General features: G+C 64.6%; 19 protein-coding genes. 6 read left to right on the top strand and 13 right to left on the bottom strand.

Features of this window, described 5'->3' with window-relative positions:
- Positions 1-299 precede the first annotated feature (299 nt).
- The 7 genes from ACE10Z_RS26745 to lptF form a co-directional block, all read right to left on the bottom strand.
- Entirely contained in the window at positions 300-1,358 is a 1,059-nt protein-coding gene (locus tag ACE10Z_RS26745) for an alcohol dehydrogenase (RefSeq protein WP_375783430.1), read from the bottom strand.
- A gap of 19 nt (positions 1,359-1,377) precedes the next feature.
- The gene (gene rsmA / locus ACE10Z_RS26740) at positions 1,378-2,232 is read right to left on the bottom strand and encodes a 16S rRNA (adenine(1518)-N(6)/adenine(1519)-N(6))-dimethyltransferase RsmA (RefSeq protein WP_375783429.1); all 855 of its coding nucleotides are present in this window, start codon (positions 2,230-2,232) and stop codon (positions 1,378-1,380) included.
- Positions 2,233-3,234 carry a 4-hydroxythreonine-4-phosphate dehydrogenase PdxA gene (gene pdxA / locus ACE10Z_RS26735; protein ID WP_375783428.1) on the bottom strand — a complete coding sequence of 334 codons (1,002 nt, stop codon included), beginning with the start codon at positions 3,232-3,234 and terminating at the stop codon, positions 2,233-2,235.
- Between the two features lie 17 nt (positions 3,235-3,251).
- Positions 3,252-4,199 (bottom strand): SurA N-terminal domain-containing protein, encoded by a 948-nt coding sequence (locus ACE10Z_RS26730; protein WP_375789928.1) that lies wholly within the window; start codon positions 4,197-4,199, stop codon positions 3,252-3,254.
- A gap of 98 nt (positions 4,200-4,297) precedes the next feature.
- A complete protein-coding gene (locus ACE10Z_RS26725) occupies positions 4,298-6,715 on the bottom strand; it encodes an LPS-assembly protein LptD (RefSeq protein ID WP_375783427.1) in 2,418 nt (805 codons plus the stop codon).
- A gap of 77 nt (positions 6,716-6,792) precedes the next feature.
- Positions 6,793-7,890, bottom strand: coding sequence for an LPS export ABC transporter permease LptG (gene lptG / locus ACE10Z_RS26720; RefSeq protein WP_092113464.1), 1,098 nt, complete (start codon positions 7,888-7,890; stop codon positions 6,793-6,795).
- Positions 7,887-9,053 (bottom strand): LPS export ABC transporter permease LptF, encoded by a 1,167-nt coding sequence (gene lptF / locus ACE10Z_RS26715; protein ID WP_375783426.1) that lies wholly within the window; start codon positions 9,051-9,053, stop codon positions 7,887-7,889. The genes lptG and lptF overlap by 4 nt, the downstream gene beginning before the upstream one ends.
- Positions 9,054-9,423: 370 nt before the next feature.
- Here lptF and ACE10Z_RS26710 point away from each other — a divergent pair, with 370 nt between their 5' ends.
- From ACE10Z_RS26710 to ACE10Z_RS26695, 4 genes are all read left to right on the top strand, one after another.
- The gene (locus ACE10Z_RS26710; protein WP_375783425.1) at positions 9,424-10,926 is read left to right on the top strand and encodes a leucyl aminopeptidase; all 1,503 of its coding nucleotides are present in this window, start codon (positions 9,424-9,426) and stop codon (positions 10,924-10,926) included.
- 24 nt (positions 10,927-10,950) lie between these two features.
- The gene (locus tag ACE10Z_RS26705; protein WP_375783424.1) at positions 10,951-11,403 is read left to right on the top strand and encodes a DNA polymerase III subunit chi; all 453 of its coding nucleotides are present in this window, start codon (positions 10,951-10,953) and stop codon (positions 11,401-11,403) included.
- A 103-nt stretch (positions 11,404-11,506) separates the two neighbouring features.
- Positions 11,507-12,058 (top strand): hypothetical protein, encoded by a 552-nt coding sequence (locus ACE10Z_RS26700; RefSeq protein WP_375783423.1) that lies wholly within the window; start codon positions 11,507-11,509, stop codon positions 12,056-12,058.
- A 285-nt stretch (positions 12,059-12,343) separates the two neighbouring features.
- On the top strand, positions 12,344-13,630 hold the full coding sequence (locus tag ACE10Z_RS26695; RefSeq protein ID WP_375783368.1) for an IS4 family transposase: 1,287 nt from the start codon (positions 12,344-12,346) through the stop codon (positions 13,628-13,630).
- A gap of 147 nt (positions 13,631-13,777) precedes the next feature.
- Here the strand turns inward: ACE10Z_RS26695 and ACE10Z_RS26690 are convergent, their stop codons facing one another.
- The 3 genes from ACE10Z_RS26690 to ACE10Z_RS26680 all read right to left on the bottom strand — a co-directional run bounded on the left by ACE10Z_RS26690 (position 13,778) and on the right by ACE10Z_RS26680 (position 16,443).
- Positions 13,778-15,640 carry an ATP-binding cassette domain-containing protein gene (locus ACE10Z_RS26690; protein ID WP_375783422.1) on the bottom strand — a complete coding sequence of 621 codons (1,863 nt, stop codon included), beginning with the start codon at positions 15,638-15,640 and terminating at the stop codon, positions 13,778-13,780.
- 120 nt (positions 15,641-15,760) lie between these two features.
- The gene (locus tag ACE10Z_RS26685) at positions 15,761-15,943 is read right to left on the bottom strand and encodes a hypothetical protein (protein WP_375783421.1); all 183 of its coding nucleotides are present in this window, start codon (positions 15,941-15,943) and stop codon (positions 15,761-15,763) included.
- Between the two features lie 230 nt (positions 15,944-16,173).
- Complete coding sequence (locus tag ACE10Z_RS26680; protein WP_173643210.1) at positions 16,174-16,443, bottom strand: sulfur globule protein precursor; 270 nt, start codon at positions 16,441-16,443, stop codon at positions 16,174-16,176.
- A 349-nt stretch (positions 16,444-16,792) separates the two neighbouring features.
- Here ACE10Z_RS26680 and ndk point away from each other — a divergent pair, with 349 nt between their 5' ends.
- Together ndk and ACE10Z_RS26670 are read left to right on the top strand one after the other, a co-directional pair.
- Positions 16,793-17,215, top strand: a complete 423-nt coding sequence (gene ndk, locus ACE10Z_RS26675; protein WP_050425938.1) for a nucleoside-diphosphate kinase — start codon at positions 16,793-16,795, stop codon at positions 17,213-17,215.
- Positions 17,216-17,325: 110 nt separating this feature from the next.
- Positions 17,326-18,165 carry a TerC family protein gene (locus tag ACE10Z_RS26670; RefSeq protein WP_375783420.1) on the top strand — a complete coding sequence of 280 codons (840 nt, stop codon included), beginning with the start codon at positions 17,326-17,328 and terminating at the stop codon, positions 18,163-18,165.
- 110 nt (positions 18,166-18,275) lie between these two features.
- Here ACE10Z_RS26670 and ppx read toward each other — a convergent pair whose 3' ends face one another.
- The 3 genes from ppx to ACE10Z_RS26655 form a co-directional block, all read right to left on the bottom strand.
- The gene (ppx, locus tag ACE10Z_RS26665; protein WP_375783419.1) at positions 18,276-19,778 is read right to left on the bottom strand and encodes an exopolyphosphatase; all 1,503 of its coding nucleotides are present in this window, start codon (positions 19,776-19,778) and stop codon (positions 18,276-18,278) included.
- A 12-nt stretch (positions 19,779-19,790) separates the two neighbouring features.
- Positions 19,791-21,995 carry an RNA degradosome polyphosphate kinase gene (locus ACE10Z_RS26660; protein ID WP_375783418.1) on the bottom strand — a complete coding sequence of 735 codons (2,205 nt, stop codon included), beginning with the start codon at positions 21,993-21,995 and terminating at the stop codon, positions 19,791-19,793.
- Between the two features lie 132 nt (positions 21,996-22,127).
- Positions 22,128-22,805: a chromosomal replication initiator DnaA gene (locus ACE10Z_RS26655; protein ID WP_375783417.1), complete on the bottom strand. Its 678-nt coding sequence runs from the start codon at positions 22,803-22,805 to the stop codon at positions 22,128-22,130.
- Positions 22,806-22,882: the final 77 nt, after the last annotated feature.

Below are 22,882 nucleotides of genomic sequence, written 5' to 3'. Positions count from 1 at the left end.
CGCTGGTGCAGCCAATCTCGGTAAAGAGTTGGGTCGCAATGCGCCGCAAATCCGGAACGGGTGGGGCTTAATTGAGGCTCGCGGCGTACCGCAATTGCGGCGCGCGGGAGGCTGGGACGCGGGCGATGGCTTGGTCGGCGGTCAGGTTCCGCAGGACCACAATTGCGCGGGGGCCGTTGAAACGTTACGTCCCGCCGGCGCTGGCAGCGCCGGCGGGACGTCTTGTCTAAACGTCATCTTCGTGGAAGCGCTTCGTGTTTATCGCATGCAACCCGCTACGCGCTTTTCCCGATCATGCCTTAGTTCTTAAGGACGATGCGGCCAACGACCTTGCCGGCGCGCAGCTCTTCGATCCATTTCTGGACATCGGCCATCGGCTCTTCCTTCATCGGCGTCGGCTTGATCTTGCCGGCCCGGGCGAGCGCCATCAGCTCCTGGCCCTCGGCCAGCGTGCCCACCATGAAGCCTTCGATGGTCATGCGCTTGTAGACCCATTGCACCATCGGCAGCGTGAACTGGCCGCCCATCAGGCCGGACACCACGATCTTGCCGCCGCGTGCGACCGTCGACACCGCAAACGCCATCGACTTCTCGTTGCCGGCAAAGTCGACGACGCCGTCGAAGCCGCCGTCGCTCTCCTTCAGCATACGCTTGACGACATCGGGCTCCGCGGGATCGTAGGCCGCCGCCGCACCATTCTTCAGCGCGGTCTCGCGCGCCGCCGGGCTGAGATCGGCAACAGTGATCGGCTGCTTGAACATCGCCTGTGCGAACGACAGGCCCATCATGCCGACGCCGCCAAGGCCGATCAGCAGCAGATTGCGCTGGCGCGGACGATCGACCAGGCGCTTCAGCGCGCCGTAAGCCGTGACACCGGAGCACATCAGCGTGGCGGCCTGATTGACCGGCAGCGGATCGTAATCGAGCAGGTATTTCGCGTCGGGCACCAGCACGTGGGTGGCGAAGCCGCCGTCGATGGAGACGCCGAGGAAGCGCTGCTTGACGCAGAGATTCTCGTCGCCGGCGAGACAGTCGCGGCACTGGCCGCAGCCGATCCAGGGGAAGACCGCCTTCTTCGTTCCGACCAGATCCTTCGGCGCATCGGGACCGACCTCGTCGACGACGCCTGCGATCTCATGGCCGAGCGTGAAGGGCAGGGTCATGCCGCGGGTGGTGTCGAGCTTCTTGCCGCCGCCGAGATCGGCGTAGCCGTCCTGGATGTGGAGGTCGGAATGGCACAGGCCGCAGCGCTCGATGCGCACCAGCACTTCGCGTCCCTGCGGCTTGGGCGTGTCGACGATGGTTTCGCACAGCGGTGCATCGAATTTGACGAGGGATTGGCGAACCATACGCGCCATTACGTTTTCTCCTGATGTTCTATTTTGTGGACCGTATATCGGCCAATTCCCTTGCCATGGCAACAAAGCCCGTGACCGGAATGGTTTCGGCGCGCCGCGTCGCGTCGATATCGGCTGCAGCCGCAAGCCGCGCCGGATCGACCGACAGCGATTTCAGGCTCTGGCGCAGCATCTTGCGGCGCTGGCCGAAGGCGGCGGCGGCCACCTGCTCGAGCATGCGGCGGTCGCACGGCTCCGGCGCGGCGCGCGGTATCAGTCGTACCACCGAGGACGTCACCTTCGGCTGCGGCACGAAGGCTGCGGGCGAAATGTCGAACAGGATCTTGGTCTCGGCGCGCCAGTTGGCGAGCACTGCGAGCCTGCCATAGGCCTCCTCGTCCTCATGGGCGACGATGCGCTCGGCGACCTCGCGCTGAAACATCAACACCATGGTGTCGTACCAGGGCGGCCATGGCTCGATCGACAGCCAGTCGACCAGGAGCTGGGTTGCGATGTTGTAGGGCAGGTTGGCGACGATCTTGGCCTTAGCCCCATCGAGCAAGGGACGTGGATCAAAGTGCTGCGCGTCGCCATGCACGATCTCGATGCGGCCGGGATAGCGCTTGACGATGTAGTCGAGTGCATCGATCGCGCGCTCGTCGCGCTCGATGGCGATGACGCGCTTTGCGCCCATCGCAAGCAGCGCGCGCGTCAGTCCGCCGGGGCCGGGTCCGACCTCGATCACGGTGGAATCTTCCAGCGGGCCCGCGGCACGGGCAATGCGTGCGGTGAGATTGAGATCGAGCAGAAAATTCTGGCCGAGCGATTTGCGCGCCGACAGCGAATGCTCGCGAATGATGTCGCGCAGCGGTGGCAGATCGTCGATCGCGCTCACTTAGCTGGATGCCGCGGCCATGCGCGCGGCGAGCCGGAGGGCGGCGATCAGGCTCGAGGGATTGGCCTTGCCGGTGCCGGCGATGTCGAACGCGGTGCCGTGATCCGGCGATGTCCGGATGAAGGGCAGGCCCAGCGTGACGTTGACGGCGTCCTCGAACGCGACGGTCTTGATCGGGATCAGCGCCTGGTCGTGGTACATGCAGAGCGCGCAGTCATAGGTCTTGCGCGCGGCTGCGTGGAACATGGTGTCGGGCGGGAGCGGGCCTCGGGCGTCGATGCCGTCGCGGCGCAGGATCTCGACCGCGGGCGCAACGATCTCGATGTCTTCCATGCCGAGCGTGCCGTCTTCGCCGGCATGCGGGTTGAGGCCGGCGACGGCAAGCCGCGGCGAGGCGAGGCCAAACCGCGCCTTCATGTCGGCGACCACGATTCGCGCGGTCGAGACGATCAGGTCGGTCGACAATTGCGCCAGCGCCTCGCGGACCGACACATGGATCGTCACCGGGACCACGGCGAGCGCCGGCGACCACAGCATCATCACCGGCTGCGGCGCGGGCTCGCCACGCGCGGCAAGTTCGGCGAGGAATTCGGTGTGGCCGGGATGGCGGAAGCCGGCGCGGTACAGCACGTTCTTGGCGATCGGATTGGTGACGACGGCGCTGGCCTTGCCTGACACAACATCGGCGACGGCCTGACGGATCGACGCCAACGCGGCATCGGCGCTCGTTCCGTCGGGCTTGCCCGGCTGCGCAGTCGCCGCCTTGCCGGTCGCAACGATGGGCAGGGCCCGTGCAAATGCCGCGGATGCCTCCTCGGCGCTGACCTCGGCAAACTCGACGGCGAGCCCGAGCGTCTTGGCGCGCTCGGCCAGGGCCGCGCGGTCACCGACCAGATAGAACGGCGGCAGATCGAGTTCGCGGCGGCGCAGCCATGCGGCGAGCGTGATGTCGGGGCCGATGCCTGCGGGCTCGCCGGATGTCAGTGCGAGAGGTTGAGCCATGCGTCAACGATAGTCGATCATCGCCCGCCTGGATATTCGATCATCGCGGCTTTCCGGACTTCCTGCAGATAGGCTTTCGACTTCGCCTCGTACTTCTGCACGTACATCTTGTCCCGCATCTCACGCTTCTTCGGCGTGTCCACGGTGGTTGCCTTCCGGCCGCAGAGGGCGACCATTTCGACGCCCTGCTTGGTGACTTCGGGAGGGGTGAGGTGGCCGACCGGGGTCTTGTCCAGGATGTCGCGCAGCGACTGCGGCAGGTCGGCCGACGTCTTGACCACGATCTCGCGGATCGCGGCGTTGCGCATCGACTTGAAGAAGGTGTTGGCTTCCTCGCAGCTCGTCACGCGTTCGCGCAGGGTGTCCGCTTCCTTGCGGCGGTTCTCGAATTCGGATTGCGGAGAGCCGCGGGGCACGATCAGAACGACCGGCTGCATCCGGTATTCGAACGCTTCGGCGTCGGGAGCGTCACCGGTCTCCTTGACCGCGGTGGCGACGTCCTTTTCGCCGACCTGCAGGCTTTCCTTGAAGCGGCCGCGGACCAGGCTGGTCCAGACCATGTCGGCCCTGATGCGTTGCTTGAGCGTATCGGGGCGGATGCCCTTGCTCTCGAGGACCTTGGTCAGCTGGTCGTTGTTCAGCCGCATCCGTTGGGCCATGCCGCCATAGGACTGTTCGATATCGTTGGCGGTGGGATCGACGCCGAATTTCTTGGCTTCCTTGATCTTCAGCTTCTCGTCGATCAGCTCGTCGAGGATCGCCTTTCGATCGGGATTCTTGCCGCCGGTCAGGCCGTTCAGCTTGGCGCGCTGCTCGACGTCGAAATTGGTGATCGGTTCGCCATTGACCATCACGGCGATGGTCTGGGCGTGCAGTCGCGCACCGCCCCCGAACAGGAGGAAAAGAGCCAGCAGGGAACTCAACACTAGCGAATGGCGGCGCCTTGGCAGGCTAGCGGTCGTCATCGTGGTCATGTCAGTCGTTTAAACCAATTCAAGCCGGGGCCACCGGCCCGCGGGCAATAAAAGCCCCCAATTCAAGCCCTTGCCAGGCCCTTTGCAAGCTACTGCACGCCAGCCGAACTGCTGGTCGTGGAGGTTTGGGCGATGGTCCGCAGCCCGATCTGGAACATGAACGCATGGCTGAGGACGGGCGGCTGCGAGCCTGCCTGATAGGTATAGGACGTGACGTAGTTGGCAGCCAGCACGAAGCAGTCGTCCACATAGCCCGCGCCGACGGCATACTGGTTGATCTTGTTCGCTTCAAGGTCCCAGCGCGCCGCACCCTGAACCACCCAGTTCGACGCCACCTTGACCGATCCGCTGGTGAGGATGCCCTCGCGGCGCGTCAGGTAGCCGAGTTCCGGCTGCGCTGCATAATCGCCGTACGTCACGGCGATCGACCAGCGGTCGAAATTCGCGCTCGCCGTGGCTTCGAATCGGTTGATGTTCCAGGTCGCTTCATCCATCCGCGAGCGGACGCTGAAGGTGTAGGTGCGGTTGGGCGAATAGGCGAGGCTCGCGACATAATCCGAGCGCGGGTTCTGCAGGCCGGAATCGACGCCGGTGTTGGTGACGTCGGCGACCGCGAACGAGTTCAACCCGAACATCTGGTAGGACTGTCCGAACATCCCCTTGACGCTGCCGCCACGGTCGAACTGCGTGGTGGCCTGCACGCCGACATTGGCGCGGCCGCCGCCTTCGACGCGGTCGTAGCCGGAGAACTTGTCGACCGCGAACAGGTTGCTGGTGTCGAACACCAGGCTCTGTGCGTCCTCGTTCGGAAGCTTGCCGGCATCGGGTTCGTTGGGCCGGATGATGACCTGCGCGATCGGCTCGACGGTGGTCGTGCCCCACGGCTGCACGTTGATGAAGGGATAGCGGTATTCGAGGCCGACGGTCGGCATGAAGCGGACCGTCTGGGTATCGCCGACCGGCAGGAAGTTGGAAACGCCGGGCTGGTTCGAGACGTCGGCGTTGATGGCATCGGCGCGGACGCTGGCGAACGGCGTCCAGATCTGGCCGAGCGGGTCGGTGTAGGACTTGCGCCATTGCGCCTCGGCCGTCAGCCTCGTGTAGGTGCCCGGCATGCCGCGCAGCAGGCACTGCGACGGCGTCCGCGCCAGCGGATCGGCGGACGTCAAACTGCACAGGCCAGCGGTGTTGGCGATCGTCGTGATCGGGTCGAACACCGCGGTTTCGCGGGTCAGGTTGACGAAGTTCATCTTGTAGCTGAACTCGCCGCCCAGGATGTTGTTGTTGATCACGTTGTTGTAGTCGATCACGGGCGCGACCACGGGGACCTGGTTCTGGTTACCCGAGTAGCTGAGATAGTAGATCGCGCGCGCGTCGAAGAAGCTGCGGTTGCCGACACCGGTCAGATAGAGCTGCGAGATCGCTTCCGTCGGCAGCGACAAGAACGATCCGAACGGGTCCTTGTACTGCGCGAGGCGGTAGTCGGACATGAAGAAGTAGTCGGACAGCACCACGCCGTCCCAGCCCCAGACCCATTTGTCGTTCAGCGCGAACTGGCCCTTGGTGTCGACGCCCCAGCGGAAGTCGCGGTCGCCCGGCTGGCCAGTAAACTGGCCCCGATCGAGCTGGTCGATGCCGTAAAGCCGGATCTGATAGGAGCCGTCCACGAAGCGCTGGCGGAATTCGGTCTGCAGCAGCACGCCCTGCTTCGAGGTGATGCGCGGATTGAAGGTCGCGTCCATGTCAGGCGCGATCGCCCAATAATAGGGGATTTCGACGCCGTAGCCGAACGCCGAGTAGGTGGTGAAGCCCGGCATCAGGAAGCCGCTCTTGCGCTTCACCGTCGGATCGGGCGTCGAGAAGTAGGGCAGATACGCCACCGGAACGCCGAAGAATTCGAGCTGGGCGTTCTCGAAATAGAGCATCTTCTCGGTCTGGTTATGGATGATGCGCGCGCCCTTGACCTGCCAGAGCGGCGGCTTCTTCGGATCATCCTTACAGGGTGCGCAGGCGGTATAAACGCCGTTGTCGAACACCGTGTAATTGCCGCTGGACCGATCGGCGCGGGTCGCCGCCATGCGGGTCTGGTCTTCCGTGTCGACGCGCAGCGAATCGACGAACCCGTCGCGGTAGTCGTCGCTGAGATCCATGATGTTGGCGTAGGTGATCTTGCCTTCCGCATCGGTCATGCGGATGTTGCCTTCGGCATGAAGACGCTTGGTCTTCTGGTCGTAGATGACCTTGTCAGCCTCGACGCTGGTGCCGTTGTAGAACATCTGGACGTTGCCGACGGCCGAGATGCGGCTGTTGTTGTAGTCGTAATCGACCTCGGTGGCCTGAACGAGCATCTGCCCGTCATTCTTGGCCGGCGGGCGAACCGGCTTCGGCGGACGCGGATTGTAGGTGAAGGCCTGCGCGGCGGCCGGCGTCGACGCGATGACGTCGAGCGCGCTGACCACGACGAACGCGGCAAGGAGAGCAGAAATCGAAACGCCAAACGCGGCCATGCGGCTCCGTTGACGGCGCAGGGCACTGCGCCACCCGGATACAGGCGACCTCAACTGGCGGGCGGCGACAGTAGCCACTACCCGTCCTCCTGGTACAGCAAGGCTAAGAAACCGGTGAGGCTACCCACAACGACAGGCAACCACGCCGCAGCGATGGGATGCATCAACTCAGCCTTGCTCAAATCTTCAGTTACTTTCGACAGGACGTAGAGCAGAAAGCCTGCGCCCACGCCACTCAAAACCATCTTCTGCACGCCGCCCATCCGGAAGAAGCGGAGGCTCACAGAAGCCGCCAACATCACCATCGCAGCCAGCAAAAACGGCTGTGCGATAAGCTTGTGATACTGCAAGCGATAGCCAGCCGTCGCGAACCCTGAGCTCTCCGACGAACGGATGTAGTTCGGCAGTTGCCAAAAGGACACAGTTTCGGGGGTGGAGAAACTGTTGCGCACCTGTGCAGGGGTGAGGGTGGTGGTCAGGTAGAAGGTGTCCTGGTCCACCGGAGCCTTGTCGAGGGTGTATCGGCGTACTCCCGTGAACGCCCAGCGGCCTTCTTCGAGCGTCGCTTCGCGGGCCTCGATTCGTTCCTTGAACTGCAGCGCCGTGTCGAATCGGAACACCGTGAGGCCGGTCAGCCGGATGCCCTGCTGCTCGCTGCGGGCCGCATTGATGATCGCCTGACCTTCGTCGTTGATCTGGTTGAGCCAGAAACCGGACGCGTCCTGAATGCCGCCGCCCGGCGCCGAGCCGAACAGCTCGGCCTCCATCCGCTTGGAGAGCTCGCGCAGATTGGCCGACACCGGATTGTAGGCGGTGGTCGCGAAGATGCCGAGCACGATCGCACTGACCAGCGCCGGCGAGATGAATTGCCAGGCCGAGACGCCGGCGGCGCGTGCCACGACGAGCTCCAGCCGCCGCGACAGCGCGAGGTAGCAGGTCATCGCGCCGATCAGCACGCAGAACGGCATCAGCTTCTCGAGCAGCTGCGGCACGCGGAACAGCGAGGTTTCCGCGACCGTGATGGCGGAGGCCCCGACCAGGCTCGACGTCTTGCGCACCATCTCGATGTAGTCGACCAGCACGAGCAGCACGAAGATGCCCGCGAACACGCCCACCGCCGCGACGACGAAGCGGCCGGCGAAATAACGCCCGAGCGTATTTGTGACCATGCTCATGCGGTGGCCGGCCTCCGGAAGAGGCGCGCAATGCGTTCGTTGTTCCTGTTGATGACTTCGATCAATGCCGCCGGCGGTTCGACGACCACGCCGCCGACGATCATCCAGATCCCGACGCCGATGCCTGCGAACAGCATCAGATATTGCACCAGGGCAGCCAGCGGCGTCTTCACCGCCATGACGGAGCAGGCGAATCCGACCATTCGCAGGCCGAACACCGCGAATACCGAGCCGCCGATCGAGAAATTGCGGCTTTGGCGCGTGGTGCGCGGCGCGCCGAGGAAGGCAAAGGTGAGGGCCGCGAACGCGAACGGATAGATCGGCGCCATGAAGCGATCATGCAGCTCCGCGAAGAACTGGCCCGACAGCTGCTGATAGGTCTGGTCGTTCTCGTCCGGCCACATCAGTTCCCAGAGATAGCGCTCGCGGATTCCGAGCGTGACGTCGCGGCCCTGCGAGAATTTCGACATGTCGAACGCGTAGCGCTGAAACACCACCAGCGTCGGATCGCGCTTGCCGACCTCGAATCGCTCGAGATTGCCGTCTTCCAGCACGAGATATGAGCCGCTCTCGTTCTTCAGCACGGTGCCGTGGTCGGCGACGATGGTGACGCGCTGCTGCGGATCGCGGCGATCATCGACGAAAACGCCGCCGAGCACGCCGGCGGGCAGCCGTTCGCGGATCCGAATCGTCAGGTTCTGATCGAGCTGGGCGAAGCGGCCGGGCTGCAGGATGTTGGTCAGAACGTCGGCGGTGATCTCGGCATCCCATTGCTTGATTCGGCGCATGCCGTCGGGGGCGAGATAGGCGCCGATGAAGGCGACCAGCGCCGCTACCACGCAGGTGGCGAAGAAGAACGGCCGGAACAGCCGGAACGGCGAGAAGCCCGCTGCGTTCATCACGATGATTTCGGAATCGGTCGCGAGCTTGTTCAGCGTGTGCGAGATCGCGATCATCAGCGCAATCGGGGCGATGATCAGGACCAGGGCGGGGATCACGAGGCTGGTGATGCCGAGGAAGGTGAGGATGGTCTGACCCTGGCTGGTCATCAGGTCGATGCCGCGCAACGCCTGGGTAATCCAGATCACGCCGGTAAGGCTGACCAGGACAAGCGCAAACGACGCCAGCGTCGTTTTGAAGATGTACTTGTCGATCGACCCCATCGCTACCGCACGACCCCCAAGGACCCCTGCACGCAACCAAACGCACGGCTTTCGACCAATCCCGTCAACCCGGGTTCCCCTATGGTCGAGCCGCGGACTCGTCCGGCTCACTCTCTGTTCACAATCTCACTACCATCCCTTTGATCCGTCAACAAAATGGCCGGGCCATGGCACGCTTAATTTATGGTTAATTAATCGCTTTTGTGGCCTTCCGGCCACTCCGGCGCTTGGCAGCGGCGCAGCCGGCAGGTCATAGTGTGCCAGAAGCCCGGTCCGGGTCGCTCCGGACCGCCATCGCAATGCTCATCCCCGCGTGCCGGAAGGGCCGCCTCAGGCCCGAGCAACACCCTGAGTTCTGGAGGATTTTCCTATGTCCGACGCCGTCAAGGTCGGCTTTGTCCCGTTCTCCGCGTCCGCCCGCGGCATTCTGGTGGTCTTTTGCGACGAGCAATTGAAGCTGGGAGCCGCCACCCGGAAGGCGCTGGGAGCTGCCGCCGAGACGGTGAAGCGGGCTGCTGCCGCCAACCAGTTCAAGGGCAAGAGCGGGGCCGCCCTCGACATCCTGGCGCCGGAGGGAATCAAGGTCGACCGGCTGATCGTGATCGGCACCGGCAAGGCCGCCGACCTCAAGGAGAAGGACCTTCTTAAATTCGGCGGCGTGGTGGCCGGCAAGCTCAACGCCGGCAGCGGTGCGATGACCGTCCTCGGCGAACTGCCCGATGCCGCGATGACAGCCGACCAGGCGGCGACGATCGCCACCGGCATCCGGCTGCGCGCCTACAAGTTCGACCGCTACAAGACCAAGAAGAAGGACGGCGAGGACGGCGCCGTACGTGCCGACGTCTCGATCGCGGTCGAGGACGTCGCTTCTGCCAGGAAGGCGTTTGCGCCCGATTCGTTCATCGTCGACGGCGTGAACCTGGCGCGTGAACTCGTCAACGAGCCGCCGAACGTGCTGTACCCCGAAGAGTTCGCGCGCCGCGCAAGCCAGCTGCGCAAGCTCGGCGTCACCGTCGAGGTCCTCGACGTCAAGGCGATGACCAAGCTCGGCATGGGCGCGCTGCTCGGCGTCGGGCAGGGCTCGGTACGGCCCAGCCGCACCGTGATCATGCGCTGGAACGGCGGCAAGAAGAGCGAGGCGCCGGTCGCATTCGTCGGCAAGGGCGTCTGCTTCGACACCGGCGGTATCTCCATCAAGTCGGCCGGCGGCATGGAGGATATGAAGGGTGACATGGGCGGCGCGGCTTGCGTGGTCGGGCTGATGCATGCGCTCGCGGCGCGCAAGGCCCGCGTCAACGCGGTGGGCGCCATCGGCCTCGTCGAGAACATGCCCGACGGCAACGCGCAGCGTCCGGGCGACATCGTCACCTCGATGTCCGGCCAGACCATCGAAATCATCAACACCGACGCCGAAGGGCGCCTCGTGCTCGCCGACGTGCTCTGGTACGTCGCCAAGAAGTGCAAGCCGAAATTCATGGTCGATCTCGCAACGTTGACCGGCGCGATCATGGTCGCGCTCGGCACCGATTACGCCGGCATGTTCTCCAACAATGACGAACTCGCCGAGCGTCTCGCCAAGGTCGGTCTGGAGACCGGAGAGAAAGTGTGGCGCATGCCGCTCGGTCCCGAATACGACAAGCAGATCGACTCGCAATTCGCCGACATGAAGAACACCGGCGGACGCAATGGCGGCTCGATCACGGCTGCGCAATTCCTGCAGCGCTTCGTCGACGGCACGCCCTGGGCGCATCTCGACATCGCCGGCACCGCGATGGGCGCGCCGAAGACCGAGATCAATCAGAGCTGGGGCTCGGGTTACGGCGTCCGGCTGCTCGAGCGGCTCGTGTCCGAATATTACGAAGCCAAGAAGTAACAGGAATAGAGTGTCGGCCGGCGCATGACCGAGGTTCTGTTTTACCATTTGCAGAACATGACGCTGGAGAGCGTGCTGCCGCCGCTGCTCGAGAAGTCGCTCGAGCGCGGCTGGCGGGTGGTCGTGCAATCGACGTCGCAGGAGCGCGCCGAGACGCTCGACGCGCATCTGTGGACCTACAGCGACGATTCGTTCCTGCCGCATGCGAGCTCGCGTGTTGCCGACGCGCAGGACCAGCCGATCATCCTGTCGATCGAGGAGGGCAATCCGAACCGGGCCAATGTCCGGTTCCTGGTCGACAACGCGGCGCTCCCGGCCGACTGCGACAGCTACGAGCGCCTGGTCCTCGTGTTCAACGGCGACGACCCCGACGCGGTGGCTGCGGCGCGGGAGAGCTGGACCGCTTGTAAGGCACGCGGCTTCGAGGTCACCTATTGGCAGAGCGACGAGCGGGGACGCTGGCAGCGGCGCCAATAGCGATATCGATGAATTAATGATAATTCGACGTTTCCTCGGGCGGGTCACGGTCATGCCGCAAAGTGATGTTCGGACAAGCCCTTAGGTAGAGGGGGTCGGAGCCTTGTCGATCGTGCGTGATGGAACATTCAGTCGGAAGTCGCTGCTGGCGTTGCTGGTGCTTGCACCTAGCCTTGCCGGCTGCTCGAGCGCGTCCGACATCTTTTCGCGTGACGCGGATTGGTTCTCGCGCCCTGGACGGGTGTTCATCCGCAACATCTCGATCGAATCGCCGCCGCTCACGCCGGACAAACCGGTGACCAACGACGACCTCGTCAGTGCCGACGGAAGCTGTCCCGGCATGGCGCCGCCGGCGGGCGCCACTGACGCAAACGCGCAGGCTCCCGGTGCGCCGCCGCCGCAGCCGACCGGCGGCAGTGTCGCACTCGGCCATACCGAATGCGACGTCGTGCGCGGCATCGGCGCCCCCGACAGCGTGAACCTGTCCAGCGGGCCGGGCGGCGGACGCGTCGCGGTCGTGACCTGGTCGCGCGGCGCGCGCGCCGGTATCTATACGTTCTCCTCAGGACGCCTGACGTCGGTCGAACGCGGCCCGGATCCTGCGCCGGAGCCGAAGCCCGCGAAGCCGAAGAAGAAAAAGTCCGCGCACGGTTAGGGCATTTTCGCCGCAGCGACAGCTCGATGCCTGCAGGCGCGGGCATGATGAGAGCTCAGCTCCCTCCACACGTCGTCCCTGCGAAAGCACTATGGCATGCACAGATCTGGTGTGGCGGATTGACTCGGGGCGGGCTGGGGGGATTCCAGAATCGCCCATTGATGTGATTCCTATTACGGCACTTCGGTTTGGACGGAGTGTCAGCATGTTGTTGCGGATCGACTGGACGTTGGGCAGATTCGGGGATCGTCGTCTCGACAAAGGGGGGCGGCGTTCGTCGGACGCATGGTCGCGGGCAAGGACGTCTGCCTGCGGCGACTTTGCAAGGGTGACCGCGCGCTGGAGGTGCGGTTCAACCGCTTCCTCGGCAACACCAAGGTAACAGCGGAGCGGATCATCGAAAGCTGGAGCGAAAGCACGGTTGCAGCGGTCGTGGGCCGCCATGTGTTGGCGATCCAGGACACCAGCGAGATCCACTTCAACACCACGCCGCAACGCCGGCGCGGGCTCGGAGAGATCGCCAAGGGCAACAGCTACGGCGTGCTGCTGCATCCGATGCTGGCGGTGGATGCGGACGCCGGCACCTGCCTCGGCCTTTTGAGCGGCGAGGTGTGGACGCGCGAGGGCCGCCGCACCGTCTCGCACGACCTGCGCGAGCTGTCGGACAAGGAATCGCAGCGCTGGATGTCTACTGTGATCGCCGCCAAGCCACTGCTCGCCGGCGCTGCGATGGTGACCGTGATCGGTGACCGCGAGAGCGACATCTTTGCCCTGTATGCCAGCGCGGCCGAGCAGCAATGCCACGTGATCGCCCGCAGCATGCATGATCGCAAACTGGCCGACGCGAGCGGCCTGTATGCGGTCAGCGATGCCATGGCTGCGGTGGATCAGCGCGCCATCCAGTTGCCTGCCCGCGCGTCGCGACCTGCGCGTCAGGTTCAGCTCGAGCTGCGCTTTGGCGCCATCGAGCTTGCCCGACCCCAGACCAAGTTCCTGCGCCATTTGCCCCAAAACCTGCCGCTGGCCGTCGTCGACGTGCGCGAGGTCGGCGCCTCCAGCGTCGAGCCGCTGCATTGGCGGCTCCTCACCTCTCACCCGATTGCCAAGGCTGAAGACGCCTGGCGGATCGTTGAGTGGTACAAGCAGCGCTGGCTCATCGAGCAGTTCTTCCGCGTCCTCAAAACCCAAGGTTTCAGGCTCGAAGACAGCCAGATCGCCTCCGCCGACCGGCTCCTCAAGCTGGTCGCCATCGCCGCCAAGGCCGCCGTCATCACCATCCAGCTCCTGCAAGCGCGCAACGGCAGTCGGCAGCCGCTCCACATCGTCTTCAATCCTGGCGAGGTCGCTGCCCTCGTCGCCCTCAATCAGCAGCTCGAAACCAGCAGCAAACGGCTCAAGAATCCGCATCCGCCAGACTGCCTCGCATGGGCCGCATGGATCATCGGCCGCCTCGGCGGATGGGATGGCTATCCTTCGTCCAAGCCGCCAGGCCCGATCACGTTCAAGAACGGCCTCGAATACTTCCACGCTGTCGCCACCGGATGGAGCCTCAGAGATCTGTGCATGCCCTAGTGCGAAAGCAGGGACCCATACTCCGCGGCGGAGGGGGTTACGGGGACTCGTCGTTCCGCGATCGCGCAACAATTACCATTGGTGGTTATGGGTCCCTGCTTTCGCAGGGACGACAGCGAATATGTAGCTCCGCCCGGCGGATCAAATCTAGTTCGCGGCTTCGTCGAGTTCGGCGCTGGCTTCCAGCCATTCCTCCTCGGCGCGTTGCAGCGCGCTCTCGGCGCCGGCGCGCGCCTTGGTCAGCTGTGCGGCCTGCTTGGGATCGCGCGTGAAAATATCGGGCAGCGCGAGCGCGGTATCGATCTTTGCAATGATGCCGTTGATGCGCTCGATCTCGCTCTCGGCCTGCGCGACCCGCTGCCTGGGTGAAGCGCGCTTCTCATTGCGGGCACGTTCCGGCTTTGCCAGCTCCTTGACGCGCTCGCGCGACGCGGTCCGTCCGTCATTGGCTGACAGAATCATGCGGCGATATTCGTCGAGATCGCCGTCATATGCCGTCACGGTCTGGTTCGCCACGACCCACAGACGATCGGCACAGGCCTCGATCAGATAACGATCGTGCGAGACCATCATGATGGCGCCGGGGAATTCGTTGATCGCCTCCGCCAGCGTCGCGCGGCTGTCGATGTCGAGATGGTTGGTCGGCTCGTCGAGGATGATCATGTTGGGGGCGTAGAACGTCGCAAGCCCAAGCAGCAGCCGCGCCTTCTCGCCGCCCGACAGGCTCTTCACCAGCGTGTCGCCGGCCTTGCCGGAGAAACCGATCGCGCCGACGCGGCCGCGCACCTTGCTCTCCGGCGCCTCGGGCATCAGCTTGCGGATGTGATCGTAGGGCGAGCCGTCGAGGTTGAGCTCGTCGACCTGATGCTGGGCGAAATAGCCGACCGACAGTTTGTCCGCCCGCGTGATCCTGCCCGCGAACGGCGCGAGCTTGCCTGCCAGCAGCTTGACCAGCGTCGACTTGCCGTTGCCGTTGGAGCCGAGCAGCGCAATGCGGTCGTCGGGATCGACGCGCAGCGTCACGCGATTGAGCACGGGCTTGCCCGGCTCGTAGCCGACGGAAACGTCATCGACCGCGATGATCGGCGGCGACAGCAGCTTCTCCGGTGCCGGAAAGGAGATCTCGCGAACATCCTGGGTCACCAGCGCGGTGATCGGCTTCATCCGCTCCAGCATCTTGACGCGCGACTGCGCCTGCCGCGCCTTGGACGCCTTGGCCTTGAAGCGGTCGACGAAGTCCTGCAGGCGCTTGCGCTCATCGGCCTGCCGCTTGGCGTGCTTGGCGTCGAGCAATTCGCGCGCGGCGCGCTGTTCCTCGAACGAGGAATAGGTGCCCTTGTAGAGCGTGAGCTTGCCGCGATCGAGATGCAGGATCTGATCGACCGAGGTGTCGAGGAGATCGCGGTCGTGGCTGATCACGATCACCGTGCGCGGGTAGTTGGCGAGGTGATTCTCGAGCCACAACGTGCCCTCGAGATCGAGATAGTTGGTCGGTTCGTCCAGCAGCAGGAGATCGGGCGCGGAGAACAGCGTCGCCGCCAGCGCCACGCGCATGCGCCAGCCGCCCGAAAATTCTGCGCACGGCCGCGCCTGATCTGATGTCGAGAAGCCGAGGCCGGAGAGAATCGCCGCGGCGCGGGCTGGGGCGGAGTGGGCGTCGATGTCGACCAGCCGGGTCTGGATCTCGGCAATCCGATGCGGGTCGTGCGCGGTGTCGGCCTCGCGCAGCAACGCGTCGCGCTCGAGGTCGGCTTTCAGCACCACGTTGATCAGGCTTTCGGGCCCGTCGGGCGCTTCCTGCGCAAGGCTGCTGATTCGCCAGCGCGGCGGAAGCGCAATGCTGCCGCTCTCGGTTGGGAGCTCGCCGCGGATGGCATGGAACAACGTCGACTTGCCGACGCCGTTACGGCCGACAAATCCGACGCGTGCGCCGGGCACGATTTGCACAGAACTGTGATCAATCAACAGCCGCCCGGCGATCCGGACCGAAATGTCAGTGATGGAGAGCATGCAGCGTTGTCACCGGACCCGCTGCCAAACGCAACCCGTCTGTTTGTAAAATCTCTCCGTACGGCTGTTGCAAAAACGCAATGGGGCTGCTGGTGAGCCCACAATACCTGATGGCGATATCTAGTGGCGCTCGTTGTCCCGGCGTTGCATCTCCTCGAGGAGTTGCTGCAGGCGGGACGACAATGCGGGTTCTGGCCGCATGCTTTGCTGGAGTCGCTCACCCACGGCATCGCAGATGTAACGGCAGGTCTTGCGATCAATCTGATCGGGATCGTTCTCGGTCTGGGTCATTGTCATTGGCATGGCTCTTGGCATGTGTTTTGGAATGTCTCTTGGCGAGTTCCACCTCGCGTATTCGCGTAATCGTTGCCATGACAAGTCGCGACCCCCGAATTTGGTTTCCGTTCCGCCTTACTCTCGCCTTGAGGTGGTGGGGCGCATCATGCGGCCGGGTTCCCTGGCGGGCATAAAAAAGCCCCGGCGCAAGGCCGGGGCGAAAGCAAGTCGGGGGAGCAGTCGACAGAACGGATGGATCAATAGCAGCGGTTGACCAGGCGCCAGCGGGGACCCCACGGGGTCGGCACGACGCGGCGCACGTAGCAACCGCCACCGTAGCCGTATCCATAGCCGCCGTAGTAGGCCGGACCTCCGACGATGACGCGCGGGCCGCCCCACCAGCCGTGGTGCCACCCACCGTGCCAGCCGCCATGCCAACCACCCCAGGCTGAGGCGGAGGTCGGGGCGAGTGCGGCGGCGCCGAGCGAAATTGCGGCAACGGCAGCGAGCGACAATTTGCGTAACATGATCGTCTCCTCGAGGTATGGGCGCGCATGACGCGCCCGCGGTGACATCGTTTCCCGAGACGTCCTGTGAGGCTTGCGGATGGGGGGCCAGCAAGGCGTCCGATCAGTGCAGAGCCTAGGCGGCCGCAGCTGAACGGTAGCGGCACGGCGCTGTCAGAATGGGTTCACCTAGGTGAAATCGCGGTAAGTTGGCCGAGCCTGTCTCTGTCCGGAGACCGCCCGGACGACGGTTTTTGTCGTGAAAATCCATCAAAACTAAAGGCTAACGCGTCACAGGGTCGCTTGCCGTTATCCCACCGCGCCGATATAAGCCCCGGCAACTCCCAGCCACGTTTACAAGGACGAAATCATGGCGATTGAACGCACCTTTTCGATCATCAAGCCCGACGCCACCGAGCGCAACCTGACCGGCGCGGTCAATGCGGTGATCGAGAAGGCGGGCCTGCGGGTCGTGGCGCAGAAGCGCATCCAGATGACCCGCGGCCAGGCCGAAACCTTCTATGCGGTCCACAAGGCGCGCCCGTTCTTCGGCGAACTGGTCGACTTCATGACCTCCGGCCCCGTCGTGGTGCAGGTGCTGGAAGGCGAGGGCGCCATCCTGAAGTATCGCGACGTGATGGGCGCGACCGATCCGTCGAAGGCCGCCGAAGGCACCATCCGCAAGCTCTATGCGAAGTCGATCGGCGAGAATTCGGTGCACGGTTCGGATGCGCCGGAGACCGCGGTGATCGAGATCGCGCAGTTCTTCGCCGGCAACGAGATCGTCGGCTGACGCTGCACACCTGAAAGTGACGCGGTCTCCTGGGGAGACCGTGTCGAAATGAACTGGGAGCGGCGGACCACCGCCGCCAGAGGCGGCCGCAGGGCCGAATAGGACTCGCTGTGGACTGGCTGTGGCAGATCTTTGATCCGGCGTACATCGGCGCGTTCTTCACCGAGTTCAAGAACGAGATGGCGACCCCGACTTTCTGGGTTGCCGTCGGCAAGATCATCTGGATCAACGTCCTGCTGTCGGGCGACAACGCGCTCGTGATCGCTATGGCCTGCCGCGGTCTTGCGCCACGCCAGCGCCTGTGGGGCATGATTCTCGGCGCCGCCGCGGCGGTGCTGCTGCGCGTCATCTTCACCGGCATCGTCGCCAGCCTGATGGCTCTTCCTTATCTGAAGCTGGTCGGCGGACTGGCGCTGATCGTGATTGCCGCCAAGCTCCTGGTGCCGGAGCAGGAGGACGAGGACAGCGTGAACACGGCCTCGCATCTGTGGGCCGCGGTTCAGATCGTCGTCGTCGCCGACATCGTGATGAGCCTCGACAATGTGATCGCGGTCGCCGCTGCCGCCAATGGCAGCGTGCCGCTGCTGGTGCTCGGACTTGCGATCAGCGTTCCCCTGATCGTTGCTGGCGCTGCGCTGATCATGGCGCTGCTCACCAAGCTGCCGGTCCTGGTCTGGGCCGGCGCCGCGCTGCTCGGCTGGATCGCGGGTGACGTCATCGCGACCGATCCGGCCGTACATCCAAAGCTGGATGCGCTGTTCGCCGGACCGCTCGGCACCAGGCTCGATTCCTGGCTGACCTCGGTCGGGATGTCGCCGCACTTCGCGCATGGCGGCACCGGCGGCGAGATCACGCTCGCCGTGCTCGGCATCATCGTGGTGCTGCTCTTCGGGTCGATCTGGCGCCGCTACGCGCTCCGCAGGGCCAAGCGCGCCGCCAAGGCGGCGTGAGGGGCCATAGCGTTTTCGAGCGAAGTGGACGCCGATTCGCGTGAAGAAAACGCGTCAAAACGAGAGGGCTAGACGTCGTCGGTTCTGATTGAAATCAGAACCGACGACGTCTAGCGCCGCACGATCGAGCCGACGCGCCCGACCAGCCGCGCCAATTGCTTGAAGCGGCTGCCGACGCGATCGGCGACCAGATCTACCATCCGGTGCTCGAACACCAGCATCAGCTTGCGGCCCTGGGTGCGGAAATGCGTCAGCGGCAGCACGCCGGTGCGTGCCGCCGTGATCAGATGCGCGACGCGGAACGCGGCGCCGAGCACGCGCGCACGCTCGTCCATCGCTGGCGTCACCAGCGCGCGGATCTGCGGCGGCGGCTCGTTCTCCTCGCTGAGGCCGGCATAGCGATAGAACACCGACAGCGCGACGAAGGCGCGCCCCTGATGGGTGATCGAGCCGAAATTGCCGTTCATGATCAGGCTGAGGGTTTCCTCGCCGCGATGATCGGGATGCACGCGCCAGCCGATGTCGGACAGCAGGCAGGCGACGTGACGCAGCCTGCGGTCTTCCTCGGTCTCGCGCAGCCGGACGACGCGCACCAGCCGGTCGGTCCAGGAGGTCAGCTCCTGGGCGTGGCGAGCCGAGCGCGACAGCAATTCGTTGAGGTTCTGCGCGGCGCAGACCAAGCCGTCCTTGGCGCGCTCGGCCTGCGGCAGCATCTCGTAGAGCAGGCCCTCGCGCACGCCGAAGGTCGAGAACACGATGGTCTTCGGCTGGGCCACGCGGATGATGTATTCGAGCACGAGCGCGGCGTAGGCCAATAGCGGCCGCCGCGCATCTGCGACGGATTCGATATTGGCGAGCATGTTGGTCGCCGCCAGCCGCCGCAGCCGCTGCGCAAAGTCGAGCGCGTCTGCCGCGGGAATCGAATAGCCGTGCATCACCTTGAGCGGGTAGCCGCTCTGGATGATGTGGATGCGCGCCAGAGCGCGCCAGGTGCCGCCGACCGCGTAGAAGGTACGGCCACGGCCGGTCTTGAGCTGGGCGACGCCGAGCAGTTCGTTCTTGACGATGCGCTCGGCGCGCTTGAGCGATTTGTTCGAGAGGTCCTGCAGCGCGAGGCTGCCGAGCGGCAGCGTCACGCCACTGCGCACGCGGTTGCCCTTGACGTCGATCAGTTCGAGCGAGCCGCCGCCGAGATCGCCGACGATGCCGTTCGGATTGTGCACGCCGGAGACGACGCCGAGCGCAGACAGTTTCGCTTCACGCGGTCCTGTGAGAATCTCGATCTTGGCGCCGCAGATGCGCTCGGCCTGGGCGATGAAGTCCGGACCGTTCTTGGCGTCGCGGCAGGCCGCGGTCGCGATCGCGTAGACGCGGCCGACCTGCTGGATCCTGCACAGCGCGCGAAAGCGCCGCAGCGCGGTGAGCGCCTTGTTGACCGCATCGGTTGCGAGCAGGCCGGTGCTCTGCACCTCGCGTCCGAGCCCGCACAGCGCCTTCTCGTTGAAGATGGTGATGAGGCTGCGCGCCATCGCCTCGTAAACCACGAGACGAACCGAGTTCGAGCCGATGTCGATCACAGCGACGCTGGAAGCGCGCTTCCGCGGCCGCTTCACCGTAAGGCCCCCTTATGACGATGGCTGCTGACGCTCGTTGCGACGCGTGAGACGGCGCGGTGAAGATTCCTTGAGAGACTTACCACGGCCGGACAGACTCGGATTTGTCATGAAATAGTCATGCAGATTGAACGGCTCTTCGCCTTTCGCGGCCTTCATACGCGTTGACGACCCATCCGGCAACAATTGCCAGCTTTGCTCGGTGTCCTTCAGGTTCGCGACCATGATCTGTTCGAGAACCTGCTGATGCACCGTCGGATTTTGCAGCGGACAGAGGACCTCGACGCGGCGGTCGAGGTTGCGCGGCATCATGTCGGCGGACGAGATATACACAGCAGCTTTTGCGCTCGGCAGGCCTTGGCCCATGCCAAAGCAATAGATTCGGCCGTGTTCCAGGAACCGGCCGATCACCGATTTGACGCGGATGTTCTCCGACAATCCCGGCAGTCCGGGCCGCAGGCAGCAGATGCCGCGCACCACGAGCTCGATCGAGACGCCGGCCTGCGAGGCCTCATACAGCGCGTCGATGATATCAGGATCGACCAGCGCGTTCATCTTCATCCAGATCGCGCCGGGCCGGCCATGTCTGACGTGAGCGATCTCGCCGTGGACGTGCTCGATGATCCGCTTGCGCAATGTGAGCGGCGACACCGCCATCTTCTCGATGTCGCTCGGCTCGGCATAACCGGTGATGTAGTTGAATACCCGCGCGACGTCGCGGCCGATGATCGGGTCCGACGTAAAGTAGGAGACGTCGGTGTAGATGCGGGCGGTGACCGGATGATAGTTGCCGGTGCCGGTGTGCACATAGGTCGTGAGATTGCCGCCCTCGCGGCGCACCACCATCGACAGCTTGGCGTGCGTCTTCAGCTCGATGAAGCCGTAGACGACCTGCACGCCGGCGCGTTCGAGGTCGCGCGCCCAGCGGATATTGGCCTCCTCGTCGAAGCGCGCCTTCAATTCGATCAACGCGGTCACCGACTTGCCGGCTTCGGCGGCGTCCGCCAGCGCGCGCACGATCGGCGAGTTGTTCGAGGTGCGATAGAGCGTCTGCTTGATCGCGACCACGTCGGGATCGCGCGCCGCCTGTTGCAGGAACTGCACGACGACGTCGAAGGATTCATAGGGGTGGTGGACCACGAGATCCTTCTGCCGGATCGCCGCGAAGATATCGCCGCCATGGTCGCGCACGCGTTCGGGATGGCGCGGCACGTAGGGCGGGAATTCGAGGTCGGGGCGATTGAGGCGGGTGAGTTGCGACAGTTCGTTCATCGCAAGCACGCCGTCGACCAGGATCACTTCATCGTCCGCGGTCGACAATGCGTGCTGCACGAAAACGCGCAGCTCTTCGGGCATCGTGGCCTCGATCTCGAGCCGGATCACCGATCCGCGCCGGCGGCGCTTGAGCGCGGTCTCGAACAGGCGAACGAGGTCTTCGGCCTCTTCCTCGATTTCGAGTTCGGAGTCCCTGATGATGCGGAACGCGCCCTGGCCCTTGACGGTGTAGCCGGGGAACAGGCGGCCGATGAACAGACCGGTGGCCTGCTCGAGCGTGATCAGCCGCGCCGGCGCGCCTTCCTTGGTCGAGGGAATGCGGATGAAGCGGTCGATCTTGCCGGGCATGCGGATCAGCGCGTTCATCGCCTTGCCGTCGGAGATCCGCGACAATTGCAGCGCGACCGTAAAGCCGAGGTTCGGGATGAACGGGAACGGATGCGCCGGGTCGATCGCGAGCGGGGTCAGCAACGGGAAGATGTTGTGGAGGAAGTGATCCTCGATCCAGGTGCGTTCGGACTTGGTAACGTCGCGCCCGTCGACCAGCTGGATGCCGACCTTGGACAGCAGCTCGCGCAGGTCGCTCCAGATCGCCTGCTGGTCGGAGGCGAGCCGCGAGACGGTCTTGTTGATCATCACGAGCTGCTCGGCCGGCAGCAGGCCGTCGGGGCTGCGCTCGGCAATGCCCTCGCGGACCTGGGCCTTGATGCCGGCGACGCGGACCATGAAGAACTCGTCGAGGTTGTTCGCCGAAATCGACAGGAAGCGGACCCGCTCCAGCAGGGGATGGCCGAGATTGACCGATTCCTCGAGCACCCGGCGGTTGAAGTGCAGCCAGGAGAGCTCCCGGTTGATGAATCGCTCGGGGCTCGTCGCGACCGCGGGGACGGGCGGAAGCTCTGCCTCTTTCTCTTTGATTTCAGGTGCTTGTGCCGAGTCCATCAAGTGCTGGTCCAATTCGGGGCAGGGGGCCGGAGCGGTCTAGCCGAGGGCCGCACAGAACATGTGATATTGCGATGACGTTTCGATGACATTGATGTTCCGCAGGCCTGCGCCGTCAAGCCGCGGGGACGGTCAGGCATCGCGCAGCAGCTCCGCCGCCAGCGCCCGGGTCACCGGCCGGCCCAGCCGGAGCGCTTCGGTGTCGAGCAGCTCGACCGCCTGGCGGACGGCGGTATAGGACCGCTCGATCCGGTTGGTCAGGTAGCTGACGAGCGGCTCGTCCACGCTCATCTGACGGTCGGCGCAGAACTTGACGATCAGGCCGCGGAACAGCTGGTCGTCGGGCGGCAGCAACGTCACCGTCGGCACCGCGCGGAGCCGGGAGCGCAGATCGCGCAGCTCGATCTCGAACGCCGAGGGCGGCACGCGCGCCGTGATCAGGACGAAGGCATCGTCCTGGCGCGCGAGATTCATCAGATGGAACATCGCGCGCTCGTCGAAATCCGACGGCCTCAGGTCCTCGACCACCAGTGCTCCGGTTGCGAGCGCGGTCGGCACCGTGTCGGTGGTCAGGGCATGCGCCGCGGTCGAGCGCGCGCCGGCGATCTCGGCCCAGATCGCGGCGAGGTGACTTTTGCCGGAGCCTTCGGGCCCCAGCAGCAGCATGATCCGGTTCGGCCAGTCGGGCCAGCCGTCGATCAGCGCCAGCGCCGCCTCATTGGCGGGCCCCTCGAGGAAATCGTCGCGGGTCAGCTTCTCCTCGTGCGGCAAGGCCAAGGCCAATTGACGAGGTTGAACGCTACCGGCCACGCAAGTCTCCAAACCACTTCATTCTAGCATGATCCCTGCGCAAACGCTTCGCGTTCGTCGCGGGAAAGCCGGTTTCC

This window comes from Bradyrhizobium sp. Pha-3 (genome assembly GCF_042258615.1).
Taxonomy (GTDB): Bacteria; Pseudomonadota; Alphaproteobacteria; order Rhizobiales; family Xanthobacteraceae; genus Bradyrhizobium.
This window is presented reverse-complemented; position numbering and strand designations above follow the sequence as displayed.